Origin of the sequence: Aquabacterium sp. G14, assembly GCF_037482285.1 — a bacterium.
GTDB lineage: Bacteria > Pseudomonadota > Gammaproteobacteria > Burkholderiales > Burkholderiaceae_C > Aquabacterium.
In genome coordinates, this window is sequence record NZ_JBBEYB010000003.1 from 255,464 (window position 1) to 280,304 (window position 24,841).

Consider the following 24,841-nt stretch of genomic DNA (forward strand, 5'->3'; position numbering starts at 1 on the left):
GGACGCTCGTGGTGAATGGGTCAGGACACAATCAAGACATGACACAAGGCAGGATGGGATCTCAGTGCAGAGCATCGTGGCAGCAAAAGCTGTTGGATGGGCGCGCGTGGGCGATGCTTGTGATGCTGCTCTGCGCGGCGCTGAGCTTGACTGCATGCGACAACAGCCCCTATCCGGCTGGCGCGACGGAGGCCAACACCCTTTACACAGCCTTCAACGAGCGATCCCCCCGTTACTTGGATCCCACCTCGTCGTACAGCAGCAACGAGACGCCTTACACATATCAGATCTATGAGCCGCTGTACGGCTACCACTACCTGAAGCGTCCCTACACCCTTGTGCCCAAGACGGCGGCGGCGGTCGTGCAGCCCCGCTACCTGGGGCGCGACGGCAAGCCGCTTCCGGACACGGCCTCAGCAGACCAGATCGTTGAAAGCGTGTATGACATCCCGATCAAGCGGGGCATACTTTTTGCCCCCCATCCAGCATTTGCCAGAAATGCACAAGGTGATTATCTGTATCACCGGTTGACGGCTGAGCAGGTCGGAGACAAGCGCAGTCCGTGGGCGTTTGGTCAGACAGGCACCCGCGAACTCACAGCCGATGATTTTGTCTATGCCATCAAGCGGCATGCGACCACCCGCACGGCTGCACCCGTGTTCGGCATCTTCTCGGAGTACGTGGTGGGCCTCGCGGACTACGGAAAGCTCATCCGGGCTGAAGATCAGAAATTGCGTGCCAGCGTACCGGCCACCAGCAAGGACAAGCCCTTTCTGGATTTTCGCAAATGGCCGTTGGCCGGTGCCCAGGCGCTGGATTCCCACACTTTGCGCATCCGCATTCACGGCAAGTATCCGCAGTGGAAGTATTGGATGGCCATGAGCTTTCTGGCACCGGTTCCCTGGGAGGCTGATGCCTTCTACGCCCAACCAGGTATGGCTGGCAATGGGCTTTCGCTCAATACCTGGCCAGTGGGAACCGGGCCCTACATGATGGCCGAGTTCGTGCAAGACCGCCGCCATGTCATGAAGCGGAACCCGAACTACCGGGGTGAGCCTTACCCCTGTGAGGGCACGGTGCAGGACCAGGCTGAGGGGCGGTTGAAAGACTGCGGCAAGAGGACGCCTTTCATCGACACCTTGGTGTTCAACATCGAGAAGGAAGCCGTGCCGCAGGATGCCAAGTTCCGTCAGGGTTACCTTGACATTCCCGAGTTCGATCAGATGAGCTACGGCAATGCCTACAAGATCCAGATGGAGGACTCGCCACGCTTCGAAAAGGAGTTCAAAGACAAGGGCATCGTGCTGTCTCGGACGGTAGATTTGTCCAGTCGTTACATGGGCTTCAACTGGCTGGATCCCGTGGTGGGCCGAGGTGACACGCCCGAGCAGCAGGCGCGCAATCGCAAACTGCGTCAGGCGCTGTCCATCGCCGTGGACTGGGACGAGTTCAATCGCATCTTTCCAAAAGCTGCGGGGGAGGTCGCCCAAGGGCCGTTGCCAGGGGGGGTATTTGGATCACGCCATGGCACCAGAGAGGGGCTCAACCCGGTGACCCACCGCTGGGTGAATGCGCAAGCCGTTCGTCGCCCGATCGAGGATGCCAAAAAGTTGCTGGCGGAGGCTGGGTACCCCGACGGGCGCGATGCCAAAACCGGCAAACCCTTGGTGCTCAACTACGATGTGGGTGCGGCCACGACGCCGGACAGCAAGGCCAACCTCGACTGGACAGCCAAGCAGTTCGCCAAGCTCGGCATCCAACTGGAAATACGCGCCACGGACTACAACCAGTTTCAGGACAAGGTTCGCCGGGGCAAGCACCAGATCTTCACATGGGGGTGGTTGGCCGACTACCCAGATGCCGAGAATTTCCTGTTTCTGCTTTACGGGCCTGGGGCCAAGTCGGTCCACGACGGTGAGAACGCCGCCAACTATCAGAATCCCGAGTATGACCGGCTCTACAGCACGCTGCGCTTCATGGACGATGGTCCAGCCAAGCAAGCTGTGATCGACAAGATGGTGCGCATCCTGCAAGAAGACGCACCTTGGTCTTGGGGTTACTTTCCTTATTCATCAGGGGCGTATCACCGCTGGGTGCACAACGGCAAACCCAGCATCATGGTGCGCGACCAGGCCCAGTATTACCGATTGGACACGGCTGACCGCAGTCGCAGCCTCAAGGCTTGGAACGCCCCGGTGTATTGGCCTGTGCTTGTCGTGCTGGGCCTGCTGGCCGTGATGGCTTGGGGCGCCATCCGCATCTTGCGTGCCCGTGACCAGCAAACCGCGCTGCCTCGTCCGGTTGGCTCACCAAAGAGAGGTCGGTGATGCTGGCTTACATCCTTCGTCGCTTGGGTTATGGCTTGGTCATCTTGATCGGGGTGAACCTGATCACCTTCTTGCTCTTCTTCACCGTGAACACGCCAGACGACATGGCGCGTTTGAACATCGGTGGCAAGCGGGTGACGCCCGACCAGATCGAGAAATGGAAGGTGGAGCGTGGCTACGACAAGCCCATGCTCTTCAACGAGCAGGCACAGGGCGCCGAGAAGCTGACGCAAACGGTGTTCTGGGAGCGTTCAGTGTCCTTGTTTGTCTTCGACTTTGGTCGGGCGGACAACGCCAGCGGTGGTGACATTGGCCATCAGATTGCCCAGCGCATGGGTGTGAGCCTCAGGTTGACCGTGCCAATTTTTGTCATGGGCTTGCTCGCCAGCGTGATTTTCTCGTTGTGGCTGGTCATGTTCCGAGGCACGCGCGTGGACTTCTGGGGGGGGGTCGCCTGCGTGGTCATGATGTCCATTTCCAGCTTGTTCTACATCATCGTCGGGCAGTACGTGTTCTCACGTGTGGCCAAGCTGGCACCGATCTCTGGCTATGCCGGAGGGCTGGATGCCGTGCGCTTCCTCATCCTGCCTATTTGTCTGATGCTGGTGGCTTCGCTGGCCGGGCAAGCGCGCTTCTTTCGCACCTTATTCCTGGAAGAAGCCGGCAAAGACTATGTGCGCACTGCCCGTGCGAAAGGCCTGACAGAGAGCACCGTGATGGGCCGCCATGTGCTGCGCAATGCAATGTTGCCGATCATCACCAGTTCGGGCAGCGCGTTGCCTGGTCTGTTCATGGGAGGGCTGCTCACCGAGAGCTTCTTTGGCATTCCTGGCTTGGGCTCCTACACGATCGACGCCATTGCCAGTCAGGACTTTGCCATCGTGCGTGCGATGGTTTTCCTGGGGTCGGTGCTCTACATCGTCTCCAACATCCTGATCGACGTGGCCTACACCGTGGCCGACCCGCGTGTGCGGATGCAGTGAGGACGCAGAAGCATGGACCTGCCATTCAAGTTGGTGATGTTGTGGACCGATGTGGTCCTATGGGTGATGTTGCTTGGCTTGGGGCTGTATGTCCGCCAGGTTCGGCGCGATGCGGCCTTGCGGGCGACATGGCGCCGCGTCTTTGTCACACCATCTGCCATGGCCTCCGCCGTGTTGTTGGGATTGATGCTGTTGATCACCTTGGTCGACAGTGTGCATTTCCGTCGAGCCCTGCCTGATGTGGCTGGCGGCGCACGGGCTTTTGACACGCGCACCGAGTCTGTTCTGGATCTGGGGCTTTCCAAGCTGATTGCCAGTCGAGAGAACAGCTACTCCCAGCCCCTGGCCACCCACGGCTTCAGCAAGCAAGCAGTTCCTCCGTCACCCGGAGCCAAGCCGATGCTGGACGAGCACGGTGTGCCTGTGCTGCCCGCGCGGGCCTACCCCCGTTTGAGCCACGGAGGGGCAGGGCTGGAGGATCCGGAGGGAGACTGGGCGGGCGACATCGCGGTGCGCTTGGTTTTTGGGGGGATGGCTGGTGTGGTGGTCAGCTTCCTACTGTGGACCCTGATGTGCCGGCGTGCTAAACCTTCGCAGGCGGCGGGCCAGCAGCCTGTGGCGTGGCGCGCGGCCTGGATCACCGCCTCCGTGTTGGCCTTGTTGATCGGGTGGGGCGTGGCGCTCAGTTGGGGGCAGGGCTATCACGTCTTTGGCACCGACCGGACCGGCAACGATGTGCTGTACATGACGATCAAGAGCATCCGCACGGCTTTTGTCATCGGGAGCTTGGCCACCATTGCCACCTTGCCTTTTGCCCTGGCATTCGGCATTGCCGCAGGCTACTTCAAGGGCTGGGTGGACGATGTCATTCAGTACGTCTACACCGTGCTGTCGTCTGTGCCTAATATTTTGCTGATTGCCGCATGCGTGCTGATGGTGCAGGTCTTTCTCGATAAGCATCCGGAGTTGTTCGAGACCGGTTTGGAGCGAGCAGACCTGAAAATCTTCCTGCTTTGCCTGATCCTGGGGCTGACGGGCTGGGCAGGCTTGTGCCGTTTGCTGCGGGCCGAAACGCTCAAGCTACGGGAGCTCGAGTACGTACAAGCTGCCACCGCTTTCGGCGTCAGTCATTGGCGCATCATGCTGCGACACATTCTGCCCAACGTCATGCACTTGGTGCTCATCACCACGGTGCTGGAGTTTTCGGGGCTCATCCTCTACGAGGCGGTGCTGTCCTATGTGGGGGTCGGGGTGGACCCCTCCATGAACAGCTTTGGCGGCATGATCAACCAGGCCCGTGTCGAAATGTCTCGAGACCCGATTGTCTGGTGGTCCTTCTTGGCCGCGTTTGTGTTCATGGTCGCCATCGTCTTGTCGGCCAATCTGTTTGCCGACGCCGTGCGTGATGCATTCGATCCACGCGCTCGCGTTTACCGACCTCGCGCCCGCGCGGTCGCTCAGCCCACCTGAGGTGCACATGCTGCTGACCGATGATCTCCACGTGACGCTGGATGCGGAAGCCGGTCTGGTGCGTGCCCTCGACGGCCTCAGCCTGACGCTGCAGCGTGGCGAAACCTTTGCCTTGGTGGGGGAATCGGGATGCGGCAAGAGCATGACCGCTCTGGCTTTGATGCGCCTCTTGCCTGACAACGGTCGCATCGATCAGGGCAGGGTCGATCTGGGTGCCGATGTCCCGGATGGCAAGCCCACGGAGTTGCTCTACCTGCCTGAGCGCGAGATGCGGCGCATCCGCGGGGGGCATGTTGGCATCATCTTTCAGGAGCCTGCGACCTGCCTCAACCCTGTCATGCGCGTGGGAGATCAGATCGTTGAGTCGATCGAGGCACACACCACCTTGCGTGGTTCGGCTGCGCGGCGCAAGGCCATCGAGTGGTTGCGCCGTGTCGGGATTCCAGAGCCTGAGCGCCGCATTGACAGCTACCCCTTCGAGATGAGTGGAGGGCAGAAGCAGCGCGTCATGATCGCGATGACCCTCGCTGCCGAACCGCGTTACCTGATCGCCGATGAACCGACCACGGCGCTGGACGTGACCGTCCAGAAACAGGTTCTGGATTTGCTCAAAACGCTCCAGCAGGAGCGAGATCTGGGCCTCCTCCTCATCACGCACGACCTCGGCGTGGTGGCGGACATGGCACACCGCGTTGCCCTGATGTATGCGGGCCAGATCATCGAAGAGGCGCCGGCGGCAGACTTTTTCGCACAACCGCGCCACCCCTACGCAAGGATGCTCTTGCAAGCTTTGCCCGACGCTCAGAGTCGCGGCAAGCCTCTGGTGTCGATCGGTGGCACGGTACCGCCGCTTTGGCAAACGTTCGAGGGATGCCGTTTTGCGCCCCGGTGCGACCGAGTGCAGGTGTCATGTCGGCAACAGCGTCCTCTGCTCGAGCGAGACACCGCCCAGGGTGAGGCCGCCGTACGCTGTTGGTTCCCGCTCACGCCGCCCTCGCAGGCCGAGCAGCCCGAGGTGGTCGTCCGCGTGCCCTCCAGCGGGAGCGACCTTGCTGTCACACCTCCAGTCCTCCTGGAAGTGCAGTCACTCAGTGTGGCATTTCGCAGCGGCGGCGGGCTGTTCCGCCGTCGTCATGAGGTTGCGGCCGTGCAAGATGTGTCCTTCACGCTACGTGCCGGTCAAACACTGGCATTGGTCGGTGAATCCGGTTGTGGCAAGACCACCACAGGCAGGGCCATCGTCCAGTTGTTGCGGGATCAGGCGCAGGCGCACGTCAGCGGGCAGGCATGGCTTCACCAAGGAGCCGAGCGCCTGGATTTGGTTGCAGCATCCTCAGCGGCGCTGAGGGAGGCGCGACAAGCCATCCAGATGGTGTTCCAGGACCCCTTCGCCTCGCTCAACCCTCGCATGCGGGTGTCGGAGATCCTGGAGGAAGGGCTGTGCTCCTTGCGTCCGGACTGGTCGGCCGCAAAGCGCTTGAACCGAGTGGTCGAGTTGGTGGAGCGGGTGGGACTGCGGGCCGATGCGCTGCAACGGTTTCCGCATGAGTTCTCCGGTGGGCAACGGCAGCGCTTGGCGATTGCTCGCGCACTCGCAGTGGAGCCGCAGGTACTCGTCTGTGACGAACCAACCTCGGCCCTCGACGTGTCAGTGCAGGCCCAGATTCTGAACTTGCTGCGTGAAGTTCAGGCTCAGATGGGATTGGGTATGCTTTTCATCACGCACAACATGGGTGTGGTGTCCTATCTGGCTGACCATGTTGCCGTGATGCAAGGTGGGTGCATCGTGGAGCAAGGCGAGGCTGAGCAGGTACTCAAAGAGCCTCGGCACAGCTATACGCGCACCTTGCTGGCAGCGGTGCCAGCACATCCGACTCCGCGTGGCTAAAAGGGGGGGGCTTCAAATGCCCATCTTGCCCAGCAAGTCCATGACATCGCGCAAGGTGTTGGCCAAGTAAGGGTGCTCGGCAGAGAAGCGGGCATCGATCTCCTGCGCTCGCTGTGCCAAGCTCTCTTCAGTTTCACTCTCAGACAGGGGGCTGCCTGAGCCCAGCACCTGTTGAATGTCCTGATCAAGTTGGCGCAAGGAGGAGCGCAAATCTTCGTCCACGGGCTGGCCGGATGCCAACTCCGACTGCAACTTCTTGAGCAGCGCTTCCAGTTCGGTTCGGTTCATGTGAACTCCTTGTCTCTGATGAGTTCATTCTGCGCTTGTCCCGCAACCGTGAAAAGACAAAGGGGGCCGTCGGCCCCCTTCGTCGAGATGCTGTGGTGTCTCTCAGACGGCATCCGCGCCGCCGCCCATTACCTTGCTGAAGCCGCCATCCACATAGGTGATCTCTGCCGTGACCCCCGCAGCCAGATCCGACAGCAGGAAAGCAGCGACGTTACCCACGTCATCAATCGTGACGTTGCGACGCAGTGGAGCGTTTTCCTCCACCACGCTCAGGATCTTGCTGAAACCCTTGATACCCGATGCCGCCAGAGTTTTGATCGGGCCCGCCGAAATGCCGTTGGCACGAATGCCTTTGGGGCCGAGGCTGCCGGCGGTGTAGCGCACGCTGGCCTCCAGTGAGGCTTTAGCCAGGCCCATGGTGTTGTATGCCGGCACAATGCGCTCCGCACCCAGATAAGACAGCGTCAGCAGAGATGCCCCCTCATTCAGGTAAGGCAAAGAGGCCTTGGCCATTGCCGGAAAGCTGTAGGCAGAGATGTCGTGTGCGACCCGGAAGCCCTCGCGTGTGAGGCCTTCCAGAAAATCCCCCGCAATGGCCTCGCGCGGCGCAAAACCGATGGCATGAACGAAGCCGTCAATCTTTGGCCACGTCTTGGACAGATCGGCAAACATCGCCTCAATCTGCTCATCACTGCCGACATCGCAGTCAAAGATCAACTCGGAGTCAAACTCCTTGGCGAACTCGGTGATCCGGTCCTTGAAACGCTCGCCCACGTAGCTGAAAGCCAGTTCGGCGCCTTCGCGCTTGCAGGCCTTGGCGATGCCATAGGCAATCGAGCGGTTGGACAGCAGGCCAGTGATCAACAGGCGCTTGCCAGCGAGAAATCCCATGGGGTCTCCATACAGAATGCTTAACGAGGGGCAGATTTTGGCATGGACGCGGGGCAAAACACGAAATTACCGTGCACGCCTTGCTGTGAAGCGTTCCTCAGGCTAAAATGCAGGATTGGTTGCTTTGCTGGTTGCTGACACTTGTTCGGTTGCGAGTAAAGTGGATCGTCTCGTGTTTGTCACGAATGGGCGGATCTTTCCAGCCCATTTTTTTTGCTCGACCGTTTTTCATTGGATGACCTGGCTCAAAGTTGTTGAAACCACCGTATCCGGCCTCGGCTACGAACTCGTGGACTGCGAACGCAGTTCCGGCGGGTTGCTGCGCGTGTACATCGATCGTTTTCCTGATCAGGCCTACGATCTGCCCGGTGACTTGGTGACGGTCGATGACTGTGAGAAAGTGACCCGGCAGTTGCAGTACGCGCTGGAAACGGTGGATGCCGACTACAGCCGTCTCGAAGTGTCTTCGCCCGGCGTGGACCGCCCATTGAAGACGCCCGCGCATTTTGCGCGCTTCGTGGGTGAGCAGGTTGCAATCAGTTTGAAGGTGCCGTTCCAAGGCGCCAAGAAGTACAGCGGTATCTTGTGCACGGCACAGGACGCCGACCCGGCACAGGTGGAGGCGGGGCAGGCTTGGGGCCTCGTGCTGCGCTCGCCTGATGCGGACAAGCCGCTCTCCAAGACGGCTGCCAAGAAGCTGGCCAAGGAGCAGGCAAAGGCAGGTCCAGATGCGGTGCTTGGGCCGGTTGATCAGGTATTAAGTTTCACGCTTGATGAAATTCGCGAGGCCCGCTTGGTGCCTGCTGTGAGTTTCAAAGGGCGTAGCCGTCGGGCGGCAACCCCGGCGGCCGGTGAAGTTGCCGTGGATGAGGCGCAAGAACTCGGAGGTCAGAAGAAATGAATCGTGAATTGCTGATGCTGGTGGACGCCATCTCTCGTGAGAAGAGCGTGGACCGTGAAGTGGTGTTTGGTGCGGTGGAGTCCGCGCTGGCCTCCGCGACCAAGAAGCTGTATCAAGGAGAGGTGGACATCCGTGTGGCCATCGATCGTGAAACAGGTGTCTATGAGACCTTCCGTCGTTGGCATGTGGTGCCCAACGAAGCCGGCCTGCAGTTGCCCGATGCCGAAATCCTGCTGTTCGAAGCGCAGGAGCAGATCCCCGATATCGAAATCGACGACTACATTGAAGAGTCGATCGAGTCTGTGCCCATCGGTCGCATTGGCGCTCAAGCAGCCAAGCAGGTCATTCTTCAGAAGATCCGCGATGCCGAGCGCGAGCAACTGCTCAACGATTTCTTGTCCCGTGGCGAGAAGATTTTCGTTGGCACCGTCAAGCGCCTGGACAAAGGCGACATCATTGTCGAGTCGGGTCGTGTGGAAGGGCGCCTCAAGCGCACCGAAATGATCCCGAAGGAGAACCTGCGTACCGGCGACCGTGTGCGTGCCTACATGCTCGGTGTGGATACCCTGGCTCGTGGCCCCCAGATCATGCTGTCGCGCAGCGCGCCTGAGTTCATGATCGAGTTGTTCCGTCAGGAAGTGCCTGAGATTGAGCAGGGCCTGCTCGAGATCAAGAGCTGCGCCCGTGACCCCGGTTCGCGCGCCAAGATCGCCGTCCTGTCGCACGACAAGCGAGTGGACCCGATTGGAACATGCGTCGGTGTGCGTGGTTCCCGCGTGACCGCCGTTACCAACGAGTTGGCAGGCGAGCGCGTGGACATTGTGCTGTGGTCGGAGGATCCGGCTCAGTTCGTGATTGGCGCGCTGGCTCCTGCCAACGTGCAATCCATTTTTGTTGATGAAGAGCCGCACGCCATGGACGTGGTTGTGGACGAGGAAAACCTCGCCATCGCCATCGGTCGTGGTGGGCAGAACGTCCGTCTGGCATCCGAGCTGACGGGCTGGCGCATCAACATCATGTCGGCGGAAGAGTCCGCCCAGAAGCAGGCGATTGAGTCTGACTCCATCCGCAAGCTCTTCGTCGACAAGCTCGACGTCGACGCGGAGGTGGCAGACATCCTGATTGCCGAAGGATTTACCAGCCTGGAAGAAGTGGCCTACGTGCCGCTGCAGGAAATGCTGGAGATCGAATCGTTTGACGAAGACACGGTCAATGAGCTGCGTACCCGCGCGAAGGATGCTTTGCTGACCATGGAAATCGCCAAGGAAGAAGAAGTCGAGACTTTGTCGGAAAATCTCAAGGGTCTGGAAGGCTTGACCCCTGAGTTGTTCGCAAAGCTGGCCGACGCAGGCATCCACACCCGTGACGACCTGGCCGATCTGGCCGTGGACGAACTCACCGAGATCACAGGTGTGGCAGACGATCAGGCGCGGGCCCTCATTCTCAAGGCGCGCGAGCACTGGTTCGCCTGACATCCCGTCCAACGCCAACCTCTCGACTCATTTAAGCAAGCTCATCGCAAGGATACAAACACATGGCCGTGACCACCGTCGCACAACTCGCCGCGGAGCTCAATCGCCCGGCTGCGACACTGTTGGATCAGCTCCAGTCTGCTGGCGTGCAAAAGGCAACGCCGGAAGACGTGCTCACGGAGGCCGATAAAGAGCGTCTGCTGGAACACCTGCGTACTGCCCACGGCTCTGCCGCTGGGGCAGACCGCAAGAAAATCACGCTGACCCGCAAATCGACCACCGAGATCAAGCAGGCTGACGCCTCAGGCAAAGCCCGCACCATTCAGGTCGAAGTCAAGAAGAAACGCGTCTTCGTCAAGCGTGATGACTCCGTCGATGACGCAGCTCAAGCCGCTCAGGAAGAGGCTGAACTGGCGCGTCGCGAAGAAGAGGCGCGCAACCAGGCAGAAGCTCTGCGCGTGCAGGAAGAGCAGCTTGCCGAAGCTCGTCGCCAGCGCGAAGAGCAGGAGCGCCGTGAGCGTGAGGAAGCCGAGGAGCGCGCTCGCGCCGCGGCAGAGCGTGCTGCACGCGAGCTGGCCGAGCAGGAAGCTGCTGCGGCCAACGCCAAAGCAGGGTCGAAGGCCGCTGCTGCAGCGATCGCCGCGAAGACGGCCGAGCAGGATGCTGCCGAGAAGGCCGCACAGGCGGCTCGTCGTGCGGCTGCACTGGAGGCCGGTCGTGCAGAGGCCGCTGCCCTGACTGCCGCCGCCCAACGTGGCAACCGCAACGCCAAGGCGGCTGAAGCCGCCAAGGCAGCCCCAGTGGTCGAGCAGGCCCCTGTGATCAAGGCTGAAGAGCCCGCACCAGTCAAACCTGTCGAGGCCAGCGCGCCTGCAGCCGCTGCGCCGGCGCCTGAAGCCGCGAAGCCGACTGCTGTGCGTGTGGTTAAGGCCGCCGACATCGAGGCCGAAGAGAAGAAGCGTGCGGATGATTTGGCTGCACGCCGCAAGGCCGCCGAAGCTGAGGCCGCGGCCATCCGCGCCATGATGAACGCGCCGAAGAAGGTGCTCGTGGCGAAGAAGGAAGAGCCCAAGCCTGTGGAAGCTGCCATCAAGGGCACCATCCACAAGCCGAAGGGAGCACCTGGCGCCGCAGCGCCAGGTGCAGCTACGACGGCAGCCAAGCCCGGAGACAAGAAGTCGGTCAAGTCCGAGAAGCTGTCCTCCAGCTGGGCCGACGAGAAGAAGCGTGGCGCGCCGGCCGGCAAGGGCCGCACCGATGCGGGTGCATCTCGCAACGGCTGGAAGGCACCGGGCGGCAAGGGCGGACGTCGTGGCAATGACCGTGGCGAAAGCCAGTCGACGTTTGTGGCGCCAACCGAGCCTCAAATCATCGAAGTCCATATTCCCGAAACCATCTCTGTGGCCGATCTCGCTCACAAGATGTCCGTCAAGGCCACCGAAGTCATCAAGCAGATGATGAAGTTGGGCCAGATGGTCACCATCAACCAGCAACTGGACCAGGAAACGGCCATGATTGTGGTTGAGGAGATGGGTCACCAGGCCTTCGCTGCCAAGCTGGATGATCCGGATGCGTTCCTGGAAGAGGAACACGCCGATCAGGCCGCCGAGGTGTTCCCCCGTGCGCCGGTGGTGACCGTCATGGGTCACGTCGACCACGGTAAGACCTCGCTGCTGGACTACATCCGTACGACGCGTGTGGCCTCGGGCGAAGCCGGCGGCATCACGCAGCACATCGGTGCCTACCACGTCGACACGCCTCGCGGCATGATCACCTTCCTTGACACCCCGGGTCACGAAGCCTTCACGGCCATGCGTGCTCGCGGTGCCAAGGCAACCGACCTGGTGATTCTGGTGGTGGCCGCCGATGACGGCGTCATGCCCCAGACCAAGGAAGCCATTCACCACGCCAAGGCGGCAGGTGTGCCCATCGTGGTGGCGATCAACAAGATCGACAAGCCCGGTGCAGCGCCCGACCGCGTGAAGCAGGAATTGGTTGGTGAGGAAGTCGTGCCGGAAGAGTACGGCGGTGATTCGCCGTTCGTGCACGTGTCGGCCAAGACCGGCCAAGGCATTGACGAGCTGTTGGAGCAGGTTCTCCTGCAGGCCGAAGTGCTGGAGTTGACCGCGGCAAAGGATTCGCAAGCCAAGGGTCTGGTCATCGAAGCGCGTCTGGACAAGGGCCGCGGCCCGGTCGCCACAGTGCTGGTGCAGTCCGGTACGCTCAAGCGCGGTGACGTGGTGTTGGCTGGCGCCAGCTACGGTCGTGTTCGTGCCATGTTGGACGAGAACGGCAAGGCTTGCGCTGAGGCCGGTCCGTCGATCCCGGTCGAGATCCAAGGCTTGGCAGATGTGCCATCCGCCGGTGACGAGTTCATGGTGTTGTCGGACGAGCGTCGTGCTCGTGAAATCGCCACCTTCCGTCAAGGCAAGTACCGCAACGTCAAGTTGGCCAAGCAACAAGCCGCCAAGCTCGAAAGCATTTTCGAGAACATGGGTCAGGGCGACGTGCAAACGCTGGCGCTCATCATCAAGGCCGACGTTCAAGGTTCGCAAGAAGCTTTGGCTGCGTCACTGCTCAAGCTGTCGACTCCAGAGGTGCGTGTGCAGATTGTGCACGCCGCGGTGGGCGGCATCAGCGAGTCGGATGTCAACTTGGCAATCGCTTCGAAGGCCGTCATCATCGGTTTCAACGTGCGTGCCGATGCGGGCGCCCGCAAGCTGGCGGACAACAACGGCGTCGACCTGCGCTACTACAACATCATTTACGACGCCGTGGACGATGTGAAGGCAGCGATGGGTGGCATGTTGGCACCGGAGCAGCGCGAAGAAGTCATCGGTTCGGCCGAGATCCGTCAGGTCTTCGTGGCCTCGAAGATCGGCACGATCGCTGGCTGTATGGTGACCGACGGCGTGGTGCGTCGCAGCGCCAAGCTGCGCCTGCTGCGCGACAACGTGGTCATCTACACCGGCGAGCTGGAAGGCCTCAAGCGCTTCAAGGACGATGTCAAGGAAGTTCGCGAGGGCTTCGAGTGTGGTCTGAACATCAAGGGCTACAACGACATCAAGGAAGGCGACGTCCTCGAGTTCTTCGAAATCAAGGAAGTGGCACGTACGCTGTAATCAGCGCTCGGTGCTTCGCCCATCAACCCCGCCTGAGCCCAGGCGGGGTTTGTGTTTCCGAGGCACACAGCGACATGACAGCAGGAATTCACCATGCGCCATAAGAAAGCTACCCCTAATCGCAGCCTCCGCGTCAACGACCAGATCCAGCGTGATGTGGCCGAGTTGATCCGCGATCTGAAAGATCCGCGCATCAGCAACATGATCACCATCACGAACGTGGAGGTGACGCCGGACTATGCCCATGCCAAGGTGTTCTTCTCCTTGTTGGTGGGAGACCCAGTGGCCTGTGAGGAAGGTTTGAACGAAGCAGCGGGTTTCATCCGCAACGGGCTGTTCAAGCGTCTTCAGATCCACACCGTCCCGACCTTGCACTTTCACTTCGACCGCACCACCGAGCGCGCGGCTGAGCTCAATGCCCTGATCAACCAGGCCGTGGCCAACAAGGCCAAGGACGATGAAGGTGAGGGCACGGCATCGTGAGCAAGCCGCCGCGTCAACCACGTCGCCAACTGCATGGCGTCATCCTGCTCGACAAGCCCCTGGGTCTGTCGAGCAATGATGCTTTGCAGAAGGTGCGACGCCTGTTGCGCGCCGAGAAGGCTGGCCATACCGGCACACTGGATCCATTGGCAACAGGCTTGTTGCCCTTGTGCTTTGGCGCTGCCACCAAGTTTTCTCAGGTATCGCTGGATGCAGACAAGCGTTACATCGCGACGCTCAAGCTGGGTGTGACGACCAACACGGGAGACGCTGAGGGCGAGGTGTTGCAAACCCGTCCGGTGACGCCGGAGCAGGTGAACGCGGAGCGAATTGCCCAAGCCTGTGCCCAGTGGACCGGCCCGATCGAACAGATTCCGCCGATGCACTCGGCGCTCAAGCACCAAGGCAAGGCACTGTACGAGTACGCGCGTGAAGGCATCGAGATCGATCGCCCGTCGCGGCAGGTGACCATTCACCACATTGACATCCTCAACTGGCAAGGTGATGTGCTGGAATTGGATGTGCAATGCAGCAAAGGGACGTATATTCGCACCCTGGCGCAAGACATTGGCGAGTCGCTCGGTTGCGGCGCTCACCTCATCGGATTGCGTCGCACGGGCAGTGGTGGTGTGACCTTGAACGGTGCGGTGACGCTGGACGCCTTGGCGTCCATGAGCGAAGCCGAACGCGACACTCATTTGTTGCCCGCTGATATCTTGTTGAGCGACTGGCCTGAGGTGCTCCTGAGTGAGTCCGAAGCCGCTCGTTTCCTCACCGGCTTGCGCCGGCGAACCCGTTTGGCCGATGCGCCCCAGGTGCGTGTGTATGGGCCCCATCCTGAGCCGGGCAGTCTCCCGGGCCGTCGTGTGTTGCTGGGCAGTGCCCACATCAAGGGCGGTGAATTGATCCCTACGCGCCTGCTGAGCCCGGCCGAGGTGGAAGGCATGCTGACCCAGTCAGCGCCAGCCGCGGCGGTGGCATCGGCCTCAGAAATCTGATTTAGAAACAAAGAGCTTTTATGAGCACTCAAATTCGCAACATCGCGATCATCGCCCACGTTGACCATGGCAAAACCACCATGGTCGACCAACTGCTGCGCCAGTCTGGCACCTTCGCCGAACACGAAAAGGTCGTGGACACTGTGATGGACAACCACGCCATCGAACGTGAGCGTGGCATCACCATCCTGGCCAAGAACTGTGCCGTGTCTTGGAAAGACACCCACATCAACATCCTCGACACCCCAGGTCACGCGGACTTCGGTGGTGAAGTGGAGCGTGCGCTGTCCATGGTTGACGGCGTGGTGTTACTGATCGACGCGCAAGAGGGCCCGATGCCTCAAACGCGTTTTGTGACCAAGAAGGCGCTGGCCCTGGGCCTGAAGCCCATCGTGGTGGTCAACAAGGTGGACAAGCCCGGTGCGAACCCCGACAAGGTGGTGAACGCGGCGTTTGACCTGTTTGACAAGCTGGGCGCGACCGACGAGCAGTTGGACTTCCCCGTGGTGTATGCCTCCGGCATCAATGGCTGGTCCTCGAAGGTCGAGGGTGAGCCCGGCGCCAAGTGGGGCGAAGACATGTCGGCCCTGTTCGACACCATTCTGGAGCACGTGCCGGCGGTCAAGGGTGATGCCACTGCACCCCTGCAGTTGCAAATCTCCGCGCTGGATTACTCCACCTTCGTGGGCCGTATCGGCGTCGGTCGCATCACCCAAGGTACCTTGAAGCCCGGTCAGCAAGTGGCTGTGATGGCGGGTCCTGATGGCAAGGCCTACACCGGCAAGATCAACCAGGTTCATACGTTCCAAGGCCTGGACCGTGTGCAAGCCACCGAAGCCGGTCCTTCCGAGATCGTGCTGATCAGCGGCATTGAAAACATTGGCATTGGCGAAACCGTGACCGACCCCGCCAATCCTCAGCCTCTGCCGATGCTGAAGATTGACGAGCCCACCCTGACCATGAACTTCTGCGTGAACACCTCGCCGCTGGCAGGTCGTGAAGGTAAGTTTGTGACCAGCCGCCAGATTTGGGACCGCCTGCAAAAGGAGCTGCGCTCCAACGTGGCCCTGCGCGTCAAGGAAACCGATGAAGACGGCGTCTTTGAAGTGTGCGGCCGCGGTGAATTGCACCTGACCATCTTGCTGGAAGAAATGCGCCGCGAAGGTTACGAGCTGGCCGTTTCGAAGCCGCGCGTGATGTTCAAAGAGATCGACGGCGTGAAGTGCGAGCCCATGGAGTTGGTGACCGCTGACGTGGAAGAAGAGCACCAAGGCGGTGTGATGCAAGCCCTGGGCTTGCGCAAGGGCGACATGATCAACATGGAGCTGGACGGCCATGGTCGTGTGCGCCTGGAATACCGCATCCCGGCTCGTGGCCTGATCGGTTTCAGCAACGAGTTCATGAACCTGACCCGTGGTTCGGGTCTGATCTCGTCGATCTTCGACGGCTACGAGCCGCACAAGGGCGAAATCGGCGGCCGCAAGAACGGCGTGCTGATCTCCATGGACGACGGTGAAATCTTCACCTACGCCCTGGGCAAGCTGGACGACCGTGGTCGCATGTTCGTCAAGCCGAACGACCCCGTGTACGAAGGCATGATCGTGGGTATCCACAGCCGTGAAAACGACCTCGTTGTCAACGCCACGCGCACGAAGCAGCTGACCAACTTCCGCGTGTCTGGCAAGGAAGACGCGGTCAAGATCACCCCGCCGATCGAACTGACGCTGGAATACGGTGTGGACTTCATCGATGACGACGAGCTGGTCGAGATCACTCCGAAGTCGATCCGTGTGCGCAAGCGCCACCTGAAGGAACATGATCGCAAGCGCGCTTCGCGCGAATCCTGATCTGTCCTGACGGATTGAGGTAAAAAGGCCGCGTGTGACAACGCGGCCTTTTTTATTTTCTTGCGGAGAGCGACGAGATGCAGAGTGTGATTCAGACCGAGATCGTGGGAGGGCTAGGTGTCATCACACTGAATCGTCCCAAAGCGCTGAATGCCCTCTCGCTGGAGATGATCCGCGAACTCACGGTGGTTTTGCGTGGATGGGCCACGCACCCCGCGGTCCATGCGGTTCTGCTGAGGGGGGCAGCGCGGCCCGCCGAGGGCGGCAAACATCCGGTGACGCACTTTTGCGCTGGCGGTGACATCCGCTTCATGCACGACGCCGCGCTGGCAGGGAATGCAGCGGTCGAGGACTTCTTCACCGAGGAATACACGCTCGACCATCTGATTCACAGCTATCCCAAGCCCACGATGGCCTGGATGGAGGGGGTGACCATGGGGGGCGGCATGGGCCTGGCGCAGGGGTGCGACTTGCGTGTGGCCACCGAGGCCCTGCGCATGGCGATGCCAGAGACCCGCATTGGTCTCTTCCCGGACGTAGGGGGAGGATACTTTCTGTCGCGTTGTGTCGGATCTGTGGGGGAGTTTCTGGGCTTGGTGGGGCCGCACCTGCATGTGACCGATGCCTTGACCCTGGGGCTGGCCGATGTGCACGCCCGGTCGGATGCGTTGGGCTCGATGTTGGACGAGTTGCGGGCACGTCCTGCGCATGGTGGCGAGGAGCTGATGGGGCGTTGTCGTGCTCATCTTGATTTGCATGGACTCACACAGTTGCCAGACGCGACAGTGACCGTGCATCTGGAGGCCATCAACCGACATTTCAGTCTGCACAGGCTGCAAGACATTTGGGCTTCATTGCAAACAGATGGCAGTGACTGGGCGGCGCAGATTCGCCATCAGATGGCAGGACACTCGCCCCTGATGATGGGCGTGACGCTGGAGCAAATTCGGCGGGGCCGCAGCATGCCGCTCGCAGAGGTGTTTCGCATGGAGCGCACGATGGTGAGGCACTGCTTCCAGTTACGTCCTGGTGCCGCAAGCGAGACGGTGGAGGGTGTGAGGGCCTTGGTGGTGGACAAGGACCACAAGCCCCTTTGGAAACCCAGTCGGATCGAGGACGTGACGCCGGAGATGGTGGAGGCCTTCTTTGAGGCAGTGTGGCCTCCGCATGCGCATCCCTTGCGGGATTTGCATGACCCACTGTGAAGTCCAAGGGGTTTTGGGGCTCTCAGGGGGCGATAGGGGCTCTCACAGCTGAGAAAATAACAGCTTGTGCAAAGGTCGGTTGGCAAGAGCCTGCGGGCTGACTGAGCATGTTGACCGCTGAACGAGTTCTTTTTTGTGACCTTGACCACTTCGCCTTCCCAAGACCTGAGCCCCTGGCGTGCCTGTGTGGCACCGATGCTCGACTGTTGCTATTAAGCAGCATTCATCGGGGTTCTGGGCTTGTCGTGTGCACTCTGTGTGCATTGCGTCGCCTCCTTGTTGACTTGAATGGGTGTCGTTTTGGGCAACGAGACCCAACCCCCACCGGGGGGCGAACCCTTGCGTCGCAAGGGTCGGGCACGCTCTCAGACTTCCACCAGTGGTGGCGGTGTCCATCCGCTGCTTTTGCGACTTGCCCGTAAAAGCCCGCCACAACGAAAGATTCGTAGTCAACGCGGCAGTGGGATGATCCAGATTTGGACCATGAGCACCGGGTACGTGGGCAGATCGCCCCAAAGTTGGGGCGGTGTACGCCATCGGCGGGGGGCAGTAATAAACACGTACCCAGGGGGGGCGAAAAACTGTCGATCTCGGCGGCTCCACGACCCCGTGTGGCTATCCCCGCTGGGAGTACCTTTCAGCTTGTCGCGACCCACTCGCCGCCGCGCATCAGCTCTTCAGCGATGGCCTCGACCTCACTCCATGCAGTCGAGAGAATGTGCAGCGCGACTTGCTGGGCGAAAGCGTGAGCCCCGCTCGCGTTGTTGCCGAACGCTGGCCTGAGCATGTCGTTCGCTCGTTGAAAGTCGCTTGCCTCAGCGTAGAGGATGGGCCCGGTCCACGTGGCGCCCGCGTCGATCATCTCAGCGATCACGCCGGCATGAAACACTGATGCCGCTGTGGCTGCGATCACGCCGGAATGATCCAAAGGTGGATCATCCAACTTGGCGAACGCTTCGCTCCCAGGGAAGAACGCCTCACCGTGCCAACCCTTTTCATTTGCCTCGATGGTGGCCCTGGGTGACTCCAGCCCAAAGGCCCGCATCAGCACCACATGGCCCGCTTCGTGGACGGCAATTCGCCGCAGTGGGGCTGGGTGCCTCGGCGGCCTCTGCCAGGCCGCTGACCTCCGAAGGCTGGCCGCTGAAGGGTAGGGTGGGGTGGTCTCAGCTTCGCTCACTGCGTCACCTGGACCTTGTTACCGATGAAGGTCAGCCGGTGCTGATTGGCCTCGATGCAGCGTGACATCACCGACACCATGGAGCAGATGCAGGGGAGGTCTCCGAGTTGCATGGCGTTGTGAAAGGCTGAAACGCGGGCAGTGTGCCCACCCCAGAGGAAATCGCGCCATGGCCCGTCCTCGACCTCAACGAGCAGGCCCGCATTTTCCAGTGCTGCCACTGAGTCGAGAAGGCAGAAGGCTGCGCCTGCGATGACCATGGCAGCGTCGTTTGCTTCGGCCACCGGAGCCAGTTCAATGAACGCGCCAAACACCTCCCGCTTTTCCTTGATGGCCCGGCTCATCTTGTTGAAGCCTCGGTGCAGTTCGTCAGCAATACCCATGTCAGACCCCCAGCAGCAGTTTCAAGCCGTCAGCATTCACGCGCACCTGGATGGCTTGCAGGATCTCCCACATGAAAGCCTCCAGATGCGGCTTGAGGCCGGCACCGTCGATCTTGATCAAACCGTCACCCTTGAGCAGTGCGTCGGTCTGGGCATTCATGGACTTGATTTGCGCCTCTGTCATCCGCTCCTGCAAGGCGAATTGCTTCTCGCGGTAAGCGTTTTCGCGCTCCATCTGATCCTCGATCTTGTCGATGGCGCTCCAACTCAGCTTGTCGTAATCGCCATAGCTCTTGAACAGCGTGCTCAGCACATTGCCAGTGCTGGTGATGCCGGTGTTCAGTGACTCAAAGGCAGCAACGGCTTTCTTGGTCTCTGCCTCTATGTTGGCCACCATCAGCGAGGTCTGCTGCTTGATCAGCTCCATGGACTTCTGGAAGTCCATCTTCGCCAGTTCCTCAGCCCATTTGCGCTGCGCTTCTTTGGCCTTCTCTGTCTCGGCTGCCACCTTGCCAACGGCTGACGCGGCGTTGCCGGTCTTCTGTCCGAACTCGTCAATGCCCACCTTCACCCGCACCAACTCTTCGCGGTAGCCGGTGATCTTTCCGGTAGCCGCGTCGAAGACGGGGACGATCTTCTTGATGTTCTCGTAAATTTCAGTCTGAGCGCCCCCAAGCCCGGCCATGCCTTTTGCGGCCTTCTCCGCAGCAATCGACTGAGCCAGCATGGCGTTGTTCGCAGCTTCAAACGGATTGGCAGCGCCCTTGGCTGCCTCGGCTGCCTTCTTTATCGCTTCGGCGTTCTTGCCGTTTGCGCCGCTCGCTGCATCGACCTTCTGACCAGCCGCGGCGACCGTGTTGCCGAACAACTCCGCCTCCTTGGAGCCGTTCACCAGGTCATAGATCCAACTCCCGAGCGTGGTCTTGCTGCCGGTGAGCTTGCTGACCAAGTTGTCAATCGGCTCGACCAGTACCGTGCCGACCGCATATCCGGCCGCGCCCGCCGCGCCGATCAGCCCGGCCTTACCGAGCATGGTGAGCAGTCCCGAGCTGCCAGCGAGCGCGTCCGCTGCCGTCTTGAGCGATCCGGCGAGACTGGTCAACTGGTTGGCGGCCAGCACAGCAATCAGGGCTTGCAGTGCAGGGAGCAGCATGTTCGCTTGCGTCGCGATCCCAGCAAGATTCCCGGCCAATTCACCCCACCCGCCGCTGCTTGAGGCGACCTCGGTACCCATGCTCACGAGCAGATCGAACAGGGGCTCAAATGCCTCGATCACGCCGGCCGTGAACTTGCTCAGACCCAGGAATGCAGCGCCAGCCAGCTCGATGCCCTTGGTCAGTCCATCAACTGTGCTCAAGTCGATGTCGTCAAACAGTCGGCTGAACGCTCCTGCCACGGCATCCACGCCTCTGGTGAAGCCGCTCAAGTCTGCATTTGCCAGCGCAGCGGGGAGGTTCTGCGCGACCTTTTCAACGATGGCTTGCACCGTCGCCATCTTCGATTCGACAAAATCGACCAGGGTAGAGAGTGATCCCTCCTGCACACTGGCGCCGAGCGCCTGAAAGACCTTGGCGATGGCCTCAGCGAGACCGCCGAACTCATCCAGCAGCGGCTGGCCAATGCTCACAGCCAGTGCATTGAAGGCAGACGCGATCTTCTGCCCGGACACGTCCAGGCTGCCAGTGATCTTCTTGAATGCCTCATCCGTGGCGCCGGCCACGTTGCCCATGGCCGCCAAGGTGTCGCGGAACTTCTCAGCCTGAGGGCCAGCCAGCGTCGCCGCTGCGGTGAAGCCGCCGATGTCACCGAACAGCACCTTCATCTGGTCGGCGCTGCCGCCCGTCTTGTCGGCAACCTGTTGCAGCAGGCCGGCCAGGCCGTTGGCCTTCAGCCCTGCCGCGTTGAACTCAATGCCAAGCTCTGCCGCCAGATCACGCGCCTGACCGGACGGGCTGATGATGTTGGAGATCGCGCCGCGCAGGTACTCGATGGACTCGGCCGGCTTGATACCCGAAGCCGTCAGCGTGGCAATGGCCGCGCCCACCTCTTCAAGCGACACGCCACTGATCTTGGCAATAGGGGCGACCTTGGCGAAGCTGGCCGCCAGGTCATTCATCCCGATGTCGCCCTCGTCGATGATCTTGAAGAACAGGTCCGAAACCTTGCCGGCCTCATCGATCGACATGCCGTAGCTGTTCAGCGTCGAGACAAGCACCTTAGTCGTGCCGTCCAGGTCTGAGCGTGTGGCCACGGCCAACTTCTCAGCCGTCGAGATCAGAGACAGCGATTCAGACCAATCCACCCCAGAGCCGATGGCGTTGCCCAGCGCGTTGGTGATGTTCTCCAGCGGCTGCGTGCTGGTGCTCGCGTAATCGAGGATCGCCTTCTTGAAGCCGTCGAGGTCTTCAGCCGACGCATCGATGATGGTGGAGATCTGGCGGAACGCCGAGTCGAAGTCAGCGGCAGACCTTACCGAGAACGCCACGACAGCGGCACCAGCGGCCAGCAATCCGGCCTCCAGCTTGAGTGCGCCCACCGTGAAATCCGAGATGGGCTGCGTGACGCTCTTGATGGACGAGCTGAACTTCTCGGCGTTGTTGAGCGCGGCCTGGGTCGCGGCGCCCGTCTTATCGACGCCTTGGAAAATCAGTTCGATTGTTTTTTGAGCGTCGGCCACGGTGTCTCCTGGTAATTGCGACGAAGGTGACTGACTCGCAGCGCCAAAGGAGGCAGACGCGTCCGTTGTCAGTCTGCTGCGCATCAGCCGCGGCGCAGCACGGTGCCGGTTAAGGCTTCTCTACTCTTGCTTGGGTGCGATTTCGGCGATCAAGCCACGCACCTCAGCCGTCAATGGATGCAGCCTTTCTGGCAGCTTGTCGGCGTGAGCCTCGACCCTCTGCACATGCGCCATTGCGGTCAGAACCTCGTGCAGTGCGGCGTGAATGGCCGCCAGGTCTTCACGGGAGAGTGAGCCTTTTGGTGCGCCTGCGAAATGCCTCTCCATTACCGCACCGATAACGTCACCGCTCTTGGCGACTGAATCGCTCAGCCCGTTGATGGTCCGTGCGTTCAGTTGAACCAGCTCGCACATCCGGCCAACCGTGGCGAAGACCTCAGCACTTACGCCAAGGCTGTTCACCAGGTCGACGGCGTTGCTCAGATGTTTGTGCGCCTGCCTCATCTCGTTCAGGGCATCGTGAACAATCGCAGCCTCGGCCAGTGACTCAAACGGCTCGTAACGCGCCGGAAAGTTGGTTTTGACGATGTTGAAGATGACCTCACCGGTTCTCGCGGCGTTCGCTGCCAGCTTCGCCAGGACCTTGGCATTTCGTTGCGCATTGTTTCGCTGCGCCCTTTGATCCGGCGCAGCCCCGAGGGCCTTGGCGATCTCGGGCGTTAGGTCTGAAACCAGATCATCGAGGTCCATCACAGACCCCCACGGATGATCCCGTCGCGCCGGACGACTGCGGCGCCAAGGTCTGCGATCACTCGGACGGCAGTGCCATCAAAGCCAAAGGGGCGCTTGGCGCCTTCCACCCGTACTGCTGAGTTGGTGCCTTGGAGCCGCGTTGTCACGATCGTGGGGTGCGCCTCGGGGTTGGAGGTGAGGTACCAGCGACCTTCGGGCAGGCCGGTCAATACCGTCACGCGGATGTTGACACCGGTGTCTTGAACCAGCCGCAGGGCTTGGAACTCCAGATCTGCCGCAACAATCAAATGCTCGGCCCGCAGACCTGCAGGATGGCCAGAAGGCGTCAGTTGCATGCGCAGGTAGGACATGCCAACGGCCAAGCTGGCATCGTTCAGCGCCGACGCAACCACGTTTTTGTAACCAGCATCAAACACCGGGTTTCCATCGTCCAGAACGGCCGGGTTCTCCAGAGCCTCAGCGACAAGCCGCGCCTCGACACGGGCAGCACTTGCGCCGATGTCAGAGAAGACTTGCTTGATCGCGCCGAATTGGTCGTTCATGATCGCCTGACGGCTGACACAGATGGCGCGCGCATAGGTGCTGAGCTTCAGCAGAACAGAGCCGGCAACCAGTCGGGCGTATCCATATGTGATTTCACCGCCTTCGCCTGCGAGCTCCAACTCAAGGTCAGTGCCAACACCAGGCCAGCCGGTTGGCCGGAAGTCGCGCAGCTCGATGGACTTGGCGAATCGCTTGTGCTCGGACGCCTCGGAGTAGCTGTGGAAGGCCACGCCGCTGATGCCGTCGGCAAGGATTCGGCTGAAGTCAGCCGTTGCCATGCCGCGCGCCATCACAGCACGGTCAATCTCCCACTCTTGCGGCACCCGCTGCTGATAGCCCAGGGCATAGGCCACGGAAGCCATACCAAGCTCAGAGGCAAGCGGGTGAGGGTGCTGAACGTTCACTCCGAGGTTCAGCTTGATCGCGTCACTTGCGGCGGCGACGATCTCGCCCGGGTTGAATTTCGGTGTGCTGGAGGTGATGAGCATGGCATCGATCCAAAGTTTCAATGCACACAGAATCTCGCTTTTGTTCTCTTGAAACCCGGCAATTACGAGAGAAGGGTGTAGAGGTACTTGTCACTGCTGGGCACCTTGCCTCCAGCCAGGCAAGCCTCATGAAGCAGTCTCTCGACCGGTGATAGCTCTTCCATGGCGCCGCGCCTGAGCCGTTGCAGCTTCCCGCCTGGTCGCTTGAAGTTCTCGATGGCCTTGGACAGGCGTACTGCCGTCACCCAGGTGGTGCAGCCGTCAGCGCCAAGAATTTCAGCGGCCGACCTCAGGCAGTCATCGCGCTTCCTGGTGCGCATGGCCTTGCTGATCTCGCCGGACTGAATGCACTCCCAGAGTGCGGCCTTCACTCGGTCGTCATCCTTCGCGGCCTCCAGCAGCAGGTCGAGTGCGTTGACGGGTTTGCCGTTGATGTAGTGGGGCATGGTTGGTCGCTCACATTGGGATGCACAACTGCCCGCCAGGCTCTTCGCGCCCCTCAACGGGCACCGCAGTTGGCTCAAGCAGGTCTTGGAGGTCTTTGACCACCTCGCGAAGGTTCTCCGTGATGGCTTCGCTCATGCAAAGCTCTGGGGCTACCTCGATGTCTTGGTCCTTCAGGGCATAGTCGAGCAGGTCGCGCAGCTTGTCGCTTCGGGCCTCGATGCCTTTCAGCCTCTCAAGCAACCGGCCAAGGACCTTGATGGTCTTGTCGGGCACCGTGAACCCGATCATGGAGGCCAGCACCTGAACCTGAGCCGGGTGAAGGTCGATTGCCATAGGCCCATCGATGTCCGTGTCATCCTCAAGCCGAATCAGACCACTTGGCATCAGTTCCATGGTCACGGCAGGAAATATCTGTTTGGTGCTCTTCATTGGTCACACTCACTCGCTGCATGCGTAGGAGATGGCTTCTCTAGAAAGGTGTCCACGTGTGGAACA

The 24,841-nt window shown here is 60.8% G+C and carries 20 protein-coding genes; 11 read left to right on the forward strand and 9 right to left on the reverse strand.

The window, feature by feature from the left end:
• Positions 1-113 precede the first annotated feature (113 nt).
• From WIT60_RS05640 to WIT60_RS05655, 4 genes are read left to right on the forward strand one after another with little or no spacing between them, the layout of a single operon-like run.
• On the forward strand, positions 114-2,327 hold the full coding sequence (locus WIT60_RS05640) for an ABC transporter substrate-binding protein (protein ID WP_445207657.1): 2,214 nt from the start codon (positions 114-116) through the stop codon (positions 2,325-2,327).
• Entirely contained in the window at positions 2,327-3,310 is a 984-nt protein-coding gene (locus WIT60_RS05645) for an ABC transporter permease (protein WP_339582962.1), read from the forward strand. Before WIT60_RS05640 ends, WIT60_RS05645 begins: the two co-directional genes overlap by 1 nt.
• Positions 3,311-3,322: 12 nt before the next feature.
• On the forward strand, positions 3,323-4,780 hold the full coding sequence (locus WIT60_RS05650) for an ABC transporter permease (protein ID WP_339582963.1): 1,458 nt from the start codon (positions 3,323-3,325) through the stop codon (positions 4,778-4,780).
• 7 nt (positions 4,781-4,787) lie between these two features.
• Entirely contained in the window at positions 4,788-6,668 is a 1,881-nt protein-coding gene (locus tag WIT60_RS05655) for an ABC transporter ATP-binding protein (protein WP_339582964.1), read from the forward strand.
• A gap of 12 nt (positions 6,669-6,680) precedes the next feature.
• Here WIT60_RS05655 and WIT60_RS05660 read toward each other — a convergent pair whose 3' ends face one another.
• Positions 6,681-6,956: a DUF4404 family protein gene (locus WIT60_RS05660; protein WP_339582965.1), complete on the reverse strand. Its 276-nt coding sequence runs from the start codon at positions 6,954-6,956 to the stop codon at positions 6,681-6,683.
• A 102-nt stretch (positions 6,957-7,058) separates the two neighbouring features.
• The gene (gene fabI / locus WIT60_RS05665; protein WP_339582966.1) at positions 7,059-7,847 is read right to left on the reverse strand and encodes an enoyl-ACP reductase FabI; all 789 of its coding nucleotides are present in this window, start codon (positions 7,845-7,847) and stop codon (positions 7,059-7,061) included.
• A gap of 172 nt (positions 7,848-8,019) precedes the next feature.
• Here fabI and WIT60_RS05670 point away from each other — a divergent pair, with 172 nt between their 5' ends.
• The 7 genes from WIT60_RS05670 (at position 8,020) to WIT60_RS05700 (ending at position 17,875) form a co-directional block, all read left to right on the forward strand.
• Positions 8,020-8,748 carry an LSm family protein gene (locus WIT60_RS05670; protein WP_510166980.1) on the forward strand — a complete coding sequence of 243 codons (729 nt, stop codon included), beginning with the start codon at positions 8,020-8,022 and terminating at the stop codon, positions 8,746-8,748.
• On the forward strand, positions 8,745-10,220 hold the full coding sequence (gene nusA, locus WIT60_RS05675; RefSeq protein WP_339582967.1) for a transcription termination factor NusA: 1,476 nt from the start codon (positions 8,745-8,747) through the stop codon (positions 10,218-10,220). The genes WIT60_RS05670 and nusA overlap by 4 nt, the downstream gene beginning before the upstream one ends.
• A gap of 62 nt (positions 10,221-10,282) precedes the next feature.
• Positions 10,283-13,342, forward strand: coding sequence for a translation initiation factor IF-2 (infB, locus tag WIT60_RS05680; RefSeq protein ID WP_339582968.1), 3,060 nt, complete (start codon positions 10,283-10,285; stop codon positions 13,340-13,342).
• Between the two features lie 93 nt (positions 13,343-13,435).
• Positions 13,436-13,825: a 30S ribosome-binding factor RbfA gene (gene rbfA / locus WIT60_RS05685; protein ID WP_339582969.1), complete on the forward strand. Its 390-nt coding sequence runs from the start codon at positions 13,436-13,438 to the stop codon at positions 13,823-13,825.
• Positions 13,819-14,823 carry a tRNA pseudouridine(55) synthase TruB gene (gene truB, locus WIT60_RS05690; RefSeq protein WP_445207660.1) on the forward strand — a complete coding sequence of 335 codons (1,005 nt, stop codon included), beginning with the start codon at positions 13,819-13,821 and terminating at the stop codon, positions 14,821-14,823. Before rbfA ends, truB begins: the two co-directional genes overlap by 7 nt.
• A 20-nt stretch (positions 14,824-14,843) precedes the next feature.
• Positions 14,844-16,670: a translational GTPase TypA gene (gene typA, locus WIT60_RS05695; protein ID WP_339582971.1), complete on the forward strand. Its 1,827-nt coding sequence runs from the start codon at positions 14,844-14,846 to the stop codon at positions 16,668-16,670.
• Between the two features lie 77 nt (positions 16,671-16,747).
• Positions 16,748-17,875: an enoyl-CoA hydratase/isomerase family protein gene (locus WIT60_RS05700; RefSeq protein ID WP_339582972.1), complete on the forward strand. Its 1,128-nt coding sequence runs from the start codon at positions 16,748-16,750 to the stop codon at positions 17,873-17,875.
• A 637-nt stretch (positions 17,876-18,512) separates the two neighbouring features.
• On the opposite strand, the gene WIT60_RS05705 is transcribed toward WIT60_RS05700, so the two are convergent.
• The 7 genes from WIT60_RS05705 to WIT60_RS05735 form a co-directional block, all read right to left on the reverse strand.
• A complete protein-coding gene (locus tag WIT60_RS05705; protein ID WP_339582973.1) occupies positions 18,513-18,929 on the reverse strand; it encodes a hypothetical protein in 417 nt (138 codons plus the stop codon).
• 122 nt (positions 18,930-19,051) lie between these two features.
• Positions 19,052-19,438, reverse strand: a complete 387-nt coding sequence (locus WIT60_RS05710) for a hypothetical protein (protein ID WP_339582974.1) — start codon at positions 19,436-19,438, stop codon at positions 19,052-19,054.
• Position 19,439: 1 nt separating this feature from the next.
• Positions 19,440-22,115: a phage tail tape measure protein gene (locus WIT60_RS05715; protein WP_339582975.1), complete on the reverse strand. Its 2,676-nt coding sequence runs from the start codon at positions 22,113-22,115 to the stop codon at positions 19,440-19,442.
• 120 nt (positions 22,116-22,235) lie between these two features.
• Entirely contained in the window at positions 22,236-22,865 is a 630-nt protein-coding gene (locus tag WIT60_RS05720; RefSeq protein ID WP_339582976.1) for a hypothetical protein, read from the reverse strand.
• Positions 22,865-23,899, reverse strand: coding sequence for a phage major capsid protein (locus WIT60_RS05725; RefSeq protein WP_339582977.1), 1,035 nt, complete (start codon positions 23,897-23,899; stop codon positions 22,865-22,867). The genes WIT60_RS05720 and WIT60_RS05725 overlap by 1 nt, the downstream gene beginning before the upstream one ends.
• 62 nt (positions 23,900-23,961) lie before the next feature.
• Positions 23,962-24,345: a hypothetical protein gene (locus tag WIT60_RS05730; protein WP_339582978.1), complete on the reverse strand. Its 384-nt coding sequence runs from the start codon at positions 24,343-24,345 to the stop codon at positions 23,962-23,964.
• 10 nt (positions 24,346-24,355) lie between these two features.
• Positions 24,356-24,775, reverse strand: a complete 420-nt coding sequence (locus WIT60_RS05735; protein ID WP_339582979.1) for a hypothetical protein — start codon at positions 24,773-24,775, stop codon at positions 24,356-24,358.
• Positions 24,776-24,841: the final 66 nt, after the last annotated feature.